This window comes from Cronobacter condimenti 1330, from assembly GCF_001277255.1.
GTDB classification, from domain to species: domain Bacteria; phylum Pseudomonadota; class Gammaproteobacteria; order Enterobacterales; family Enterobacteriaceae; genus Cronobacter; species Cronobacter condimenti.
Genome location: NZ_CP012264.1, coordinates 4,122,585 through 4,135,130, shown reverse-complemented (window position 1 = coordinate 4,135,130; position 12,546 = coordinate 4,122,585). Strand labels below are relative to the sequence as shown.

The 12,546-nt window shown below is 56.7% G+C and carries 12 protein-coding genes; 5 read left to right on the top strand and 7 right to left on the bottom strand.

The genetic code is table 11. The features are described 5' to 3' along the window. Nucleotides 1–54: 54 nt before the first annotated feature. Both yhjD and AFK62_RS19015 read right to left on the bottom strand, forming a co-directional pair. On the bottom strand, nt 55–1,089 hold the full coding sequence (gene yhjD, locus AFK62_RS19020; RefSeq protein ID WP_007679304.1) for an inner membrane protein YhjD: 1,035 nt from the start codon (nt 1,087–1,089) through the stop codon (nt 55–57). 52 nt (nt 1,090–1,141) lie between these two features. Continuing rightward, entirely contained in the window at nt 1,142–2,041 is a 900-nt protein-coding gene (locus AFK62_RS19015; RefSeq protein ID WP_007679300.1) for a LysR family transcriptional regulator, read from the bottom strand. Nucleotides 2,042–2,159: 118 nt separating this feature from the next. On the opposite strand from AFK62_RS19015, the gene AFK62_RS19010 reads away from it, so the two are divergent. Continuing rightward, complete coding sequence (locus tag AFK62_RS19010) at nt 2,160–2,918, top strand: SDR family NAD(P)-dependent oxidoreductase (RefSeq protein WP_007679297.1); 759 nt, start codon at nt 2,160–2,162, stop codon at nt 2,916–2,918. 47 nt (nt 2,919–2,965) lie between these two features. Here AFK62_RS19010 and AFK62_RS19005 read toward each other — a convergent pair whose 3' ends face one another. Both AFK62_RS19005 and AFK62_RS19000 read right to left on the bottom strand, forming a co-directional pair. Next, nucleotides 2,966–3,364: a YdeI family stress tolerance OB fold protein gene (locus AFK62_RS19005; protein WP_007679285.1), complete on the bottom strand. Its 399-nt coding sequence runs from the start codon at nt 3,362–3,364 to the stop codon at nt 2,966–2,968. Nucleotides 3,365–3,468: 104 nt separating this feature from the next. Further along, entirely contained in the window at nt 3,469–4,041 is a 573-nt protein-coding gene (locus AFK62_RS19000; RefSeq protein WP_007679283.1) for a GNAT family N-acetyltransferase, read from the bottom strand. Between the two features lie 272 nt (nt 4,042–4,313). On the opposite strand from AFK62_RS19000, the gene AFK62_RS22480 reads away from it, so the two are divergent. Next, a complete protein-coding gene (locus AFK62_RS22480) occupies nt 4,314–5,918 on the top strand; it encodes an STY4199 family HEPN domain-containing protein (protein ID WP_007679279.1) in 1,605 nt (534 codons plus the stop codon). Nucleotides 5,919–5,996: 78 nt separating this feature from the next. Here the strand turns inward: AFK62_RS22480 and gorA are convergent, their stop codons facing one another. Continuing rightward, a complete protein-coding gene (gene gorA / locus AFK62_RS18990) occupies nt 5,997–7,349 on the bottom strand; it encodes a glutathione-disulfide reductase (RefSeq protein WP_007679277.1) in 1,353 nt (450 codons plus the stop codon). Nucleotides 7,350–7,423: 74 nt separating this feature from the next. Next, the gene (locus AFK62_RS18985; protein WP_007679275.1) at nt 7,424–8,266 is read right to left on the bottom strand and encodes a 23S rRNA (adenine(2030)-N(6))-methyltransferase RlmJ; all 843 of its coding nucleotides are present in this window, start codon (nt 8,264–8,266) and stop codon (nt 7,424–7,426) included. A gap of 194 nt (nt 8,267–8,460) precedes the next feature. On the opposite strand from AFK62_RS18985, the gene prlC reads away from it, so the two are divergent. Together prlC and rsmJ are read left to right on the top strand one after the other, a co-directional pair. Then, a complete protein-coding gene (prlC, locus tag AFK62_RS18980; protein ID WP_007679273.1) occupies nt 8,461–10,503 on the top strand; it encodes an oligopeptidase A in 2,043 nt (680 codons plus the stop codon). Between the two features lie 8 nt (nt 10,504–10,511). Beyond that, the gene (gene rsmJ, locus AFK62_RS18975) at nt 10,512–11,264 is read left to right on the top strand and encodes a 16S rRNA (guanine(1516)-N(2))-methyltransferase RsmJ (protein ID WP_007679269.1); all 753 of its coding nucleotides are present in this window, start codon (nt 10,512–10,514) and stop codon (nt 11,262–11,264) included. 110 nt (nt 11,265–11,374) lie between these two features. Here the strand turns inward: rsmJ and uspA are convergent, their stop codons facing one another. Continuing rightward, nucleotides 11,375–11,812, bottom strand: a complete 438-nt coding sequence (gene uspA, locus AFK62_RS18970; RefSeq protein ID WP_004388310.1) for a universal stress protein UspA — start codon at nt 11,810–11,812, stop codon at nt 11,375–11,377. 395 nt (nt 11,813–12,207) lie between these two features. Between uspA and uspB the strand changes: the two genes are divergently transcribed. Continuing rightward, nucleotides 12,208–12,543 carry a universal stress protein UspB gene (gene uspB, locus AFK62_RS18965; protein WP_007679265.1) on the top strand — a complete coding sequence of 112 codons (336 nt, stop codon included), beginning with the start codon at nt 12,208–12,210 and terminating at the stop codon, nt 12,541–12,543. Nucleotides 12,544–12,546: the final 3 nt, after the last annotated feature.

Below are 12,546 nucleotides of genomic sequence, written 5' to 3'. Positions count from 1 at the left end.
AAAAGCGCGGCGGCGGGCTGAAAAACGTCCATTTTCCAGCCCGCAAAGGCGGGGTTAAGCGGGGTTTATGCCGGGCATTTCCGGGTCGTCTTTGTATTGCGCAGTGGCAATCCAGGCGGAGCAGAACAGCGTCAGGCGTGCGAAGAAATAGAAGAACGCCATCAGCCCCAGTACGGAGCCGAACGCCGCGCCGGAGGGCGATTTCACCAGTGCCGGCAGGGTATACGTCATAATGATTTTAATGACCTCAAAACCAATGGCCGCAATCACCGTGCCGCGCAGCAGCGCTTTCCTGCGCGGACGATGACGCGGCAGGCGCCAGAAGATCCAGAAGAAAAGCAGATAGTTGGCGCAGAACGAGACCGCAAGCCCAATGGTGTGCCACACCGGTTTCAGCCAGCCGATGGCGTCCAGATGCAGGAGGCGAATAATCGTCTCCTGCGCGGAGCCTGCCACCGACGTAATCGACATGGTTATCGCAAGCGCCACCAGCAGGCCAATCAGCGAGATGAAATCGCGAAAATACTTGAGCCAGAACTTCTCTTTCTCATCACTCGCGCCACGTTCCCAGTCGTCACGAAACTGGGCGCGTATCGCTTCACGCAGATATCCCATCCAGTTCACACCTGAATAGAGCGCTACGGCGAAACCGACAATCCCGACCGTGGTGCGCTGCTCCACGGCGGCGTTAATACTGCTGCTCAGCGTTTTCGCAAGCGTCGGATCGCTCACGCTTTGCAGGATTTTATTGAAGATATCCTGTAGCAGCGTGGGGTGCGAGGCCAGTACAAACCCCGCCACAGCGAACGACAACATCAGCACCGGGATCATCGATAAAAATGAAAAATAGGTGATGGCGGCCCCAAACTGATTGCCCATGCGTTCGTTAAAGCGCTCAAAAGCGCGAATGAGGTGGGCGACCGCCGGGCGGCGTTCCACCTGTTTCACTTTCTGTTTTACCGTACCAATGACACCTTCGGCGGGTTTGTCATCGGTTTTTTTCTCTTCCGGGCGGGTATCCAGCTGCGGGACGGGCTGGTACTTCAGATCTTCGGTCGGGCGTTTTGCAGGCTGCTCCGGCGTGGTCATCAGCGTTGATTCCTTTTATTTTTTACAACTTGCTTCCAAGTATAGCCCGCTGCTAGTCAACGTAACTTTTCATCACCGACGCCAGCCATTCCATAAACAGGTGTACGCGGCGAGAGAGATGTCGGCGGTGCGGATAGATGAGCGATACCGGCATCGGCAACGCGCGATATTGCGGCAGGACTTCCACCAGCTTGCCGCTGCGCAGCGCCTCGCGTACGCCGATACGCGGCACCTGAATAATGCCGAGCCCGGCAAAGCAGGCGGCCTGATAGGTTTCAGTGCTGTTTACCGTCAGGACGCCGCCGGTTTGTATCCACTCACTTACGCCATCACGCCCGACTTCAAAGCCCGCAGGCCGCGTGCCAAGCGTGTGCGTGTAATGCACCAGCGCGTGAGAGGCGAGATCTTCAAGCGTCTGCGGGCAGCCGAAGCGTGCCAGATAATCCGGGCTTGCGCAGTTGACCTGGCTGAGCTTACCGAGCGGACGCGCCACCAGGCCGGACTCTTTAAGCTGACCGACGCGCACGACGCAGTCAAAGCCTTCGCGTACCACGTCTACCAGCCGGTCACAGCTGCTCAGCTCAAGCGCAATACCGGGGTAATGATGGAGAAACTCGGGCAGGCGGGGGATCACCACGTTTTGCGCCACCTCGACCGGCATATCGACCCGCAGACGCCCGCTGACGCTTGCCGGATCGTGCAGAAACAGGCCGTCAAGCTCGTCGAGATTGGCGAGCAGATCGCGGGCGCGTTCGTAGTAGATTTGGCCGTCCTGCGTCAGATGTACCCGCCGCGTGGTGCGGTGCAGCAGTCGGGTGCCGAGCGCGTTCTCCAGCGCCTGTACCTGCCGCGACACGCTGCCTTTCGGCAGGCTCAGGGTTTCGGCGGCGCGCGTAAAACTCTCCAGCTCCGCCACGCGTACGAATAATCGCATTGCGTGAATTTTATCCATCGGTTGTGCTCATTGTTGTTATGAATGGGACAGTAAAGCGTATTTTTCACTATTTATCATTTTTGTAGCAGCTAATAAGCTCTTTCTCAACAACCACCCTGACCCTGACGAGGTATTTATGACGCAACGTATCGCAATCATCACCGGCGGCAGCCGTGGACTCGGTAAAAATGCAGCGCTGAAGCTTGCAGAGCGTGGAATTGGTGTTTTGCTGACGTATCAAAGCCGGCGCGAAGACGCCGAAGCCGTGGTGCGTGAAATTGAACAAAAAGGCGTGAAAGCTGCGGCACTGGCGCTAAACGTCGCCGATAGTTCAACATTCGGAGATTTTGTCGCGCAGGTAAAAGTGCAGCTACAACAAACCTGGCAGCGCGATAGTTTTGATTATTTAATCAACAATGCCGGTATCGGGATTTACGCCCCGTTTGCTGAGTTCAGCGAAGCGCAGTTTGATGAGTTAGTGAACATTCACTTCAAGGGACCGTTTTTCCTGACCCAGCAGCTGCTGGCGCTGATAAATGACGGCGGACGCATCCTGAATGTCTCCAGCGGGCTGACACGTTTTGCACTGCCGGGCTACTCCGCGTATGCCTCCATGAAAGGCGCGATGGAGGTATTAACCCGCTATCAGGCAAAAGAGTTGGGTCGTCGGAATATTGCAGTGAACATCATTGCGCCGGGCGCCATCGAAACCGATTTTGGCGGCGGGCAGGTGCGTGATAACGATGAGTTAAACCGCTTCATCGCGTCGCAGACGGCGTTAGGGCGTGTGGGCCTGCCGGATGATATTGGCGCAGCAATCGCGGCGATTATCAGCGACGAGCTGGGCTGGATGAACGCGCAGCGGATTGAGGTCTCTGGCGGGATGTTTCTGTAAGCCACAGCGTGCCCGACGCCACAGACATCGGGCACGTTTGCAGGGAATTACTCTTTCTGGAAGTGCGTCACGCGAACGCGGTATGGCTTCTGTTTCTTGTCGAGCGTACCGCTGATCCCCACCAGTTCATCCGGGCTGACATCTTTACCCTGAAAAACGGCATGAGGGATCATGACGTCCATATCTCCGCCTTTATCGCGGAACTGGTAAACATCATTGCCTTTTTTCTTAATCAGATAGCCACGCAACGTCACGGAAGCGCCGTCGTGCATCTCTTTTGCCTGTTTTACGTCTATCGAACGGGCATCGGTGATGCCGCGATAGCCCTCTTTTAGCTGATGCGGCGGCGGCGGCGCTTCATCATTTTTAAAACCGCCTTTCTCTTCGGCCATGGCAGGCAGAGCTAACAACGCGGACAGCGTTGCAATAATCACTGTTTTTTTCATACGTCTCCCTGTGTTGTTTCAGGTGAATGTCCTTTAAGCCTGGCACATGGAAGCAAAAACGTCTTTGCGTGAGCGCCGTCAGTGAGCCGGCAAACGAGGGCGCGCTATGCTGCCCCGTCCTGGGTATAGTCACGCGCCATCAGGCCGAACAGCCAGTCGTCATGCCAGCGTCCGCCAAGAAAATAGCTTTCACGAAGCGTGCCCTCCTGGATAAAACCTGCTTTCTCCAGCGTTTTCTTTGACGCGATATTGCCGCCGGTGACAGTCGCGACAAGGCGGCGCAGCCCGCAACCCGTAAAGGCGAGATCGCAGATGGCGCGTAGTGACTCATACCCGTAACCACGGCCCTGAAAGGCGCGGCTCAGCAGAAAGCCGACTTCCGCAATGTCATCGCCGTGCATAACAAACCCGGTCACGCCAACGGGCTGGCCGCTGTGCTTTTCCTGAATAAGCAGGCAGAGCCAGTGGGCGTTTGCGGGCGTCCAGGGCGGCAGACGTGAGGCAAAATCCTGCATTCGCTGCGCGTCGGGGCGTGGATCCGTCACAAAACGCATCACTTCGTCGTCACGTTGCAGGCTTAAAAAGAAAGGCCAGTCGTCCGGCGTGACAGGCCGGTAAGTCAGCCTGGCGGAAGCGAACGTCAAGAGGGCCGGGTTAAAGGGCGTGTCGGGTGGCATAGCGTCTCCATCAATAGCGTGTGGCCCCTCAGTCTTGCCAGAAATGCGCGTGGCTGTCATTCGGCGCGTCCATTTCTTGCTAATTCAGGCAGGGAATGGCGATTTTTCACGCAAAAGCCGTGTTATCACTTTTTTTCCGGCCATTTTCAGATATGTTGTTTCACTGCCTGTTAGCGCAGACAAAAAGTTCAGAAATAACAATATACTTAAGTTAAATTTTCCCCGCTTTACCCGCGTGTAGTCCAGGGTGTTAAGCGTGAAAAGGATGCAAAATGGCCCGCTCCACACAGCCTTTGGTAAGAGAAACATTTGAAACTGCGCTTACGGTAATTCGCCAGGCGTCAGTCGAAATTCTAATTTTGCTTGGCGTTAAGGTTTCAGAAGGCAAAGATCCCCAGTGGTTTTTGCACCAGCTCGATCAGGCGCGTCTGAATCTCGGCAACTGGGCGACCGTCGCCCGACGGCTGAACCTGAATGACGCCGACATGTCTCAGTTCACGTTGCAGCTGCGTCATTTACAGCAACTGGTGCCGCAATATGAAAGCGGGCAGGACGTCACGGAGAACCAGCTTCTCGCCGCGCTGCGTTTCGTCACCTGTCTTGAAAAAGTACGTCATCAGCAGCCGAAACTCGGCTATTCCACCGAGATGGATGTGAATAAAGCGCAGATGCAGCCCGATGCACTGCGCCAGCTGCGCGCGCTCGATCTGACGCTACGCGGCATGGTGCGTGAGGCGTGGCCCGATGAACAGCAACGCGTCAATCAGCTCAAAGAGCTGTGCGGCGGCGATAAAGTGCGCCGCTGGCTGAAAATGGGGGATAAGGGCGATGTCCTGAGCGGCATGTTATTCAGCGAGCTGGCGATGCTGGTGGTTGATAAAAAGCTCTTTGCCCGCCATTACGACAAACTCTTCCAGGGCGCGACATCGCTGACGCTGTTTGTGGAACCGCGTAAAACCCTGCAAACGCTGCTGGACGACATTCGTGAAATTCGCAACGTCGCCGCGCTCGGTAAGCCGCTTACCGGCGCCCAGGAAGTGATGCTGGACAACTACTTCAATGCCATCAGCGCACCGCTGCACAAAGCCTGCGGCGAAGGGCGTACGCGGGTGAATCCGGCTTCGCTGATGAAAGCGGATGACACGCAACTGAACGCGTTTATCGACCACGCGGCGAAGAAAAACAGCGTCGTGGGCGGCGATATTTTCGAAGTGCGCGACGCGATTGAAAGCCCGAGCCGGCGTCAGGATGGCAAAAAACAGGAGACGCGTCAGCTGGTGATGGGCGCAGTCTGGGGCGCGGTGGGCCTGGGCGTTATCGCGCTGGTGGTCGGCGCGCTGTTTATCGCGAACGATTCGCTGCATCCACCTGCTGCTGAACGTGAGGCCACGGCTCCCGTTGCCACGGCGGTGGCTGCTGAACCCGAAAACAGCGACGACAGCCCGCGTCATCGGCTCAGCAACATGGGCATTACGTGGGACCCGGAAAACCTGCGTGCGGCGATCGACCGCAATGATGCGCTGGTGACGCGGCTTTTCCTTCAGGCCGGGATGAACTGGAAAGTCGCCTGGACGGAGCAGGCGCTTGCTCAGGACCATGAAGAGACGCTCGATGTCCTGCTGCGCTATCGCCTCCAGATGGAGGAGAAAAAGCCGTGCCGACGCATGATAACGACGTTAAGTCATGCCATGGCGCAGGGCGAAAAGATGACCTCTATGCGTAAGCAATATTTACAGGCGTTTTGTACCGTACCGGTGGTCGTGCAGCGCCAGAAATATGAGCTGGAGCAGGCGCAGTTGCGCGAGCAGGCAAATCCTGGCGAAGAGACGAAAAAATGGGTGAAGATCCGCGAGGCGATTTACCAGGCGATTCGCTAACAGTGTTGCCAGCGGCGAGACAGTAAAAAGGGGAAGCGTAGGCTTCCCCTTCTTTTTGCGCGAAAAGTCGACCCGCGATTAACGCATGGTGACAAACTCTTCTGCGGCGGTCGGGTGGATAGCGACCGTGTTGTCGAAGTCTTTTTTGGTCGCGCCCATCTTCAGCGCCACCGCGAAGCCCTGCAACATTTCGTCCATGCCGAAACCGATGCCGTGGATGCCGACGATTTTCTCCTCCGGCCCGACGCACACCAGCTTCATGCGGCACGGCTGACGGTGTGAAGTGACGGCGGTGTACATCGCGGTAAAGGACGATTTATACACTTTCACCTGCGCATCGCCATATTGCTCGCGCGCCTGCGGCTCGGTGAGCCCGACGGTGCCGATAGGCGGGTGGCTGAACACCACGGTCGGAATGTTGCTGTAGTCCAGATGCTCTTCCGGCTTGTTGTTAAACAGGCGCTCGGAAAGACGACGGCCTGCCGCAACCGCAACTGGCGTCAGTTCGACCGCGCCGGTGTTATCACCCACGGCATAAATGCCAGGTACGCTGGTATTCTGGTATTTATCGACGATGATATAGCCTTTTTCATTAGTCTTTACGCCCGTTGCCGTCAGGTTGAAATTGTCGGTTTCCGGCTCACGGCCAATCGCCCAAATCAGCGCATCGACCATTTCTGAACGGCCATCTTCCAGCGTCAGCGTCAGGCTGCCGTCGCTGTTTTTCACCACGGCGGTCGGCGTCGCATGGGTATGCAACTGCGGGCCTTCGGCCTGCATCACTTCTAGCAGCGTTTCAGACAGCATTGGGTCAAAGGTGCGCAGTGGCGCGTGTTTACGCACAAACAGATGCGTTTGTGCGCCCAGCGCATTAATGACGCCTGCCAGTTCTACCGCGATATAACCCGCGCCTACTACCGCCACGCGTTTCGGCAGCGCGGGCAGTGCGAAGAAGCCGTCGGAGTCGATACCATATTCCGCGCCAGGAATAGCCGGATGGCCTGGACGACCGCCGGTCGCGATCAGAATGTGATCGGCGGTGATCCGCTCGCCGTTCACTTCCACGGTATGTGCATCAACAAAACGCGCGAAGCCGTGAATGACATCCACATTGTTTTTGCCAAGTACGTTGTCGTAAGAGGTGTGGATACGGTCGATATAGGCGGTGCGGCTCGCCACCAGCTTCTGCCAGTCGAAATGGTTGACGGTGGTGTCAAAGCCGTAGTCCGGGCCGTAGAGATGGATAGCTTCAGCGATTTGCGCGGCGTGCCACATGACTTTTTTCGGTACGCAGCCAACGTTGACGCAGGTGCCGCCCAGCGCTTTGGCTTCAATCAGGGCGCATTTCTGGCCGTACATAGCGGCGCGGTTGACAGAAGCGATACCGCCACTGCCGCCGCCGATGGCGAGGTAGTCGTAGTGTCTGGTCATGGCTGTTACCTTTTAATGATTCGAATTAACGCGATTGTAGTCCTGACGGAAAAGGGTTCCACCTATGGCTGCAATTACTCCGGCACAACCCACTTCAGCGTCGTGTGGCCGGTGCCTGCGGGCACCAGCGCCTGATGTAGCCACGGCAGTAGATTCGCCATTTGCTGTTCGAGCTTCCACGGCGGGTTGATAACAATCATGCCCGAGGCGGTCATGCCGCGCTGATCGCTGTCCGGACGTACTGCCAGTTCGATTTGCAGAATACGTCGAATGCCAGTGGATTCGAGGTCATTCATCATACGCTTGATTTGGTTACGTAAAACCACCGGGTACCAGAGCGCGTAAACGCCGGTCGCAAAACGCTTATAGCCTTCATTAATGCCCTGAACCACCGCCTGGTAGTCCGTTTTGATTTCGTAAGGCGGGTCTATCAGGATAAGGCCGCGACGCGACGCTGGCGGCAGTTTGGATTTCAGTTGCTGATAACCGTCAGCACGCTCAACGCGGGCGCGTTCATCTTTCTGAAATTCACCGCGCAGCAGCGGGAAATCGCTCGGGTGCAGCTCGGTGAGTTGCAGGCTGTCCTGCGGGCGCAGCAGCTGACGGGCAATCAGCGGCGAGCCGGGGTAATAACGTAACTGACCGCTGCGGTTGAAATGCGAGATTGCGTTGATGTACGGCTCAAGCTCCGTCGGCAGGTCGTCGCGCTGCCAGATACGCGCGATCCCTTCGAGATATTCACCCGTGCGCTCGGCATGTTCGCCGCTCAGCTGATAGCGACCGGCGCCCGCGTGGGTATCCAGATACAGGAACGGTTTTTCCTTCTCTTTGAGCGACTCAATGATCAGGCTCTGGACGGTATGTTTGAGGACGTCGGCGTGGTTGCCGGCGTGGAAGCTGTGGCGGTAACTGAGCATGCGGGATGGGTTTCCAAAAGGCGTAAATGAACATCGATTTTGAACAGTATACCGGAAAGTGACCGCTTACGGGATGTGCTGTCGCTGCGGGTAAAGCCCAGCGCCAGGCATTGAAATTAACTACACTAAACCCCATGCTACAAGACATTGTCGCTGCAAGATGCGCTTAAACCAACACTAATCAGGACGCGCTTATGACCAATCCATTATTGACGCCTTTTGAACTACCGCCCTTTTCCTCCATTAAACCCGAGCACGTGGTGCCAGCGGTGACGAAAGCGCTGGAAGATTGCCGCGCGCAGGTGGAGGCGGTAGTCAGCCGCGGCGCGCCTTACAGCTGGGAATCACTTTGCCAGCCGCTTGCGGAGACCGACGACAAACTGGGCCGCATTTTCTCCCCGGTAAGCCACCTGAACTCTGTGAAAAACAGCCCGGAGCTTCGCGAAGCCTATGAGCAGACGCTGCCGCTGCTCTCTGAATACAGCACCTGGGTGGGCCAGAACGAAGGACTTTACCAGGCGTATCGCGATTTACGCGACGGCGACAACTACGCCAAACTCGACACCGCCCAGAAAAAAGCGGTCGATAACGCGCTGCGCGATTTTGAGCTTTCTGGCATCGGTTTGCCGAAAGACAAACAGAAACGTTACGGCGAAATCGCGGCGCGTCTTTCCGAACTCGGCTCGCTTTACAGCAACAACGTGCTGGACGCGACGCAGGGCTGGACGAAGCTCGTGACCGATGAATCTGAGCTTTCGGGCATGCCGGAAAGCGCGCTGGCGGCGGCCAAAGCCATGGCCGAAGCCAAAGAGCAGCAGGGTTTTCTGCTGACGCTGGATATTCCAAGCTATCTGCCGGTGATGACTTACTGCGATAACCAGGCGCTTCGCGAAGAGATGTATCGCGCCTACAGCACCCGCGCCTCTGACCAGGGGCCGAACGCCGGCAAATGGGACAACACGCCGGTGATGGAAGAGATCCTGGCGCTGCGTCATGAGCTTGCGCAACTGTTGGGCTTTGACAGCTACGCCGAAAAATCCCTCGCCACTAAAATGGCCGAAAACCCGCAGCAGGTGCTGGATTTCTTAACCGATCTGGCCAAACGCGCTCGCCCGCAGGGTGAAAAAGAGCTCGCCCAGCTGCGCGCCTTTGCCAAAGAACATTTCAGCGTCGACGAGCTGCAACCGTGGGATATCGCGTATTACAGCGAAAAACAGAAGCAGCATCTCTACAGCATCAGCGATGAGCAGCTGCGCCCCTATTTCCCGGAAAACAAAGCCGTTAACGGCCTGTTTGAAGTGGTTAAGCGCATTTACGGCATCAGCGCCAAAGAGCGTAAAGATATCGACGTCTGGCATCCGGACGTGCGCTTCTTTGAGCTGTATGACGAGAGCGGCGAACTGCGTGGCAGCTTCTACCTTGACCTCTACGCGCGCGAAAACAAGCGTGGCGGGGCGTGGATGGATGACTGCGTCGGCCAGATGCGTAAAGCAGACGGCGAGCTGCAAAAACCGGTGGCGTACCTCACCTGTAACTTTAACCGCCCGGTAAGCGGCAAACCGGCGCTGTTCACGCATGACGAAGTGATCACGCTGTTCCATGAATTTGGTCACGGTCTGCACCACATGCTGACCCGCATCGAAACCCCAGGGGTCGCGGGCATCAGCGGTGTGCCGTGGGATGCCGTCGAGCTGCCGAGCCAGTTCATGGAAAACTGGTGCTGGGAGCCGGAGGCGCTGGCGTTTATCTCCGGTCATTTCGAAACCGGCGAGCCGCTGCCGCAGGCGCTGCTCGACAAAATGCTGGCGGCGAAAAACTACCAGGCGGCGATGTTTATCCTGCGCCAGCTGGAGTTCGGCCTGTTCGATTTCCGTCTGCATGCGCAGTTCAGCCCGGAGCAGGGCGCGAAGGTGCTGGAAACGCTGGCGGAGATTAAAAAACAGGTGGCTGTGGTGCCCGGCCCGGCCTGGGGCCGCTTCCCGCATGCCTTCAGCCATATTTTCGCTGGCGGCTACGCGGCGGGCTACTACAGCTATTTGTGGGCTGACGTGCTGGCCGCAGACGCGTATTCCCGCTTTGAAGAAGAAGGTATTTTCAACCGCGACACCGGTCAGGCGTTCCTCGATAACATTCTGACGCGCGGCGGTTCTGAAGAGCCGATGGAGCTGTTTAAACGCTTCCGCGGCCGTGAACCGCAGCTCGACGCGATGCTGGAACATTACGGCATCCAGGGCTGACTTTACGCGTGAACATTTGTCTGATTGATGAAACAGGCGCCGGAGACGGCGCCTTATCTGTTCTGGCGGCCCGCTGGGGGCTGGCGCACGACCCGGATAACCTGATGGCGCTGGTGATGACGTCGCACCATCTTGAGCTGCGCAAGCGCGACGAGCCAAAACTTGGCGGGATATTCGTCGATTTTGTCGAGGGCGCCATGGCGCACCGCCGTAAATTCGGCGGCGGACGCGGCGAAGCGGTAGCGAAAGCGGTGGGCGTTAAGGGCAGTTATCTGCCGCAGGTGGTCGACGCGACGGCGGGGCTTGGGCGCGATGCGTTCGTGCTGGCATCGGTAGGTTGCCATGTGCGGATGCTGGAGCGTAACCCGGTTGTCGCGGCGCTTTTGGATGACGGCCTGGCGCGCGGTTATCAGGATGCGGAGATAGGTCCGTGGCTGCGTGACCGGTTACAGCTGATCCATGCCTCCAGCCTCACAGCACTGGATGAGATTACGCCGCGCCCGGAGGTGGTGTACCTCGACCCGATGTTTCCGCACAAGCAGAAGAGCGCGCTGGTGAAAAAGGAGATGCGGGTGTTTCAGTCGCTGGTGGGGCCGGATCTTGATGCTGACGGACTGCTGGCGCCCGCCCGTAGACTCGCGACAAAGCGTGTGGTGGTGAAACGCCCCGATTACGCGCCGCCGCTCGGCGATGTCGCCACGCCAAACGCCGTCATTACCAAAGGCCACCGCTTCGATATTTACGCCGGTACGCCGGAATAACCCGCTAACCCGATTAAAATGCCCGGCGGCGCTGGCGCCTGCCGGGCCTACAACGATAATGCTTTAACGAACTTCTCCGGCGGGCGCGCGTCGCGCACCCACCGCGACGATTACGCTTCTTCGTCGTCGCGCAGCGGGACGATCAACATATCGATATGAACGGTGTTGATAAGCTGGCGAGCGGAAGACATCAGCTTGCTCCAGAAATCCTGGTGATGGCCGCACACCACTAAATCCACATCATATTTTTTAATCGCATCGACCAGCACCTGGCCCAGATCGCCGCTACCGCTCAGGGTTTCGGTAATCGGATAGCCCGCATTGGTGGAAAGCTCGGTCAGCGCATGGTGAGTCTCTTCGGAGATGCGCTTTTGCATGTCGCCCAGGTTAACGTCAATTAACCCGGTGTAGAGGTCGGAATAATTCACATCGACATGAATCAGAGAAATTTTCGCGTTGTAGGGACGCGCCATGGATACCGCTTTATCTACCAGTACCTTGCTTTCAGGGGACAGATCGACCGCGATGAGAATATGTTTATAAGCCATAGTGTTACTCCTTCCATAAGATGTCGATGACCAGTGGACTGGATGACGCGTTGCTACCTGCGGCGCCATCCCCGTGCCCGCGTCCTGCGTACCACAATCGCGGGAACTCATTCCAGCGTAAAGACTTAGCGCTAAAGCTAATTTTACCTTATAGCGCCCTGGTACATCCGTCAATGCGCCGGGGTCGCATACATTCAAGCGAAAAATAGGTCCGCAAGCGTTGATAAGGATTAACGATGTGGTAAAAAAATTAGCGGATCTCCTACACTATTAAAAAAGCCGTTCGGGTGAATAAATGTGAACCCGGTCGACTTTCACGCATGCACGCTTTCACAGAACAGTCTTTCAGGTATTGGAGAGCCATTGCTTTCCAGGCGAGTCGTCGGGGGGAAGGTATGATCAGCACCGTCGCGCTGTTTTGGTCCTTATTCTTGGTTTGCGTTATTAATATGGCGCGTTATTTCTCATCGTTACGCGCGCTTTTAGTGGTGCTCAGAGGATGCGATCCACTGCTTTATCAATATGTGGATGGCGGCGGCTTTTTTACGGCACATGGTCAACCCAGCAAACAGATTCGCCTTGTCTGGTATATTTACTGGCAACGTTATCTCGATCATCATGACGACGAATTTATTCGCCGCTGCGAACGCGTGCGCCGCCAGTTTATTCTCACCAGTTCATTATGCGGGTTAGTCATTATTAGCCTGATAGGGCTGATGATTTGGCATTAAAAA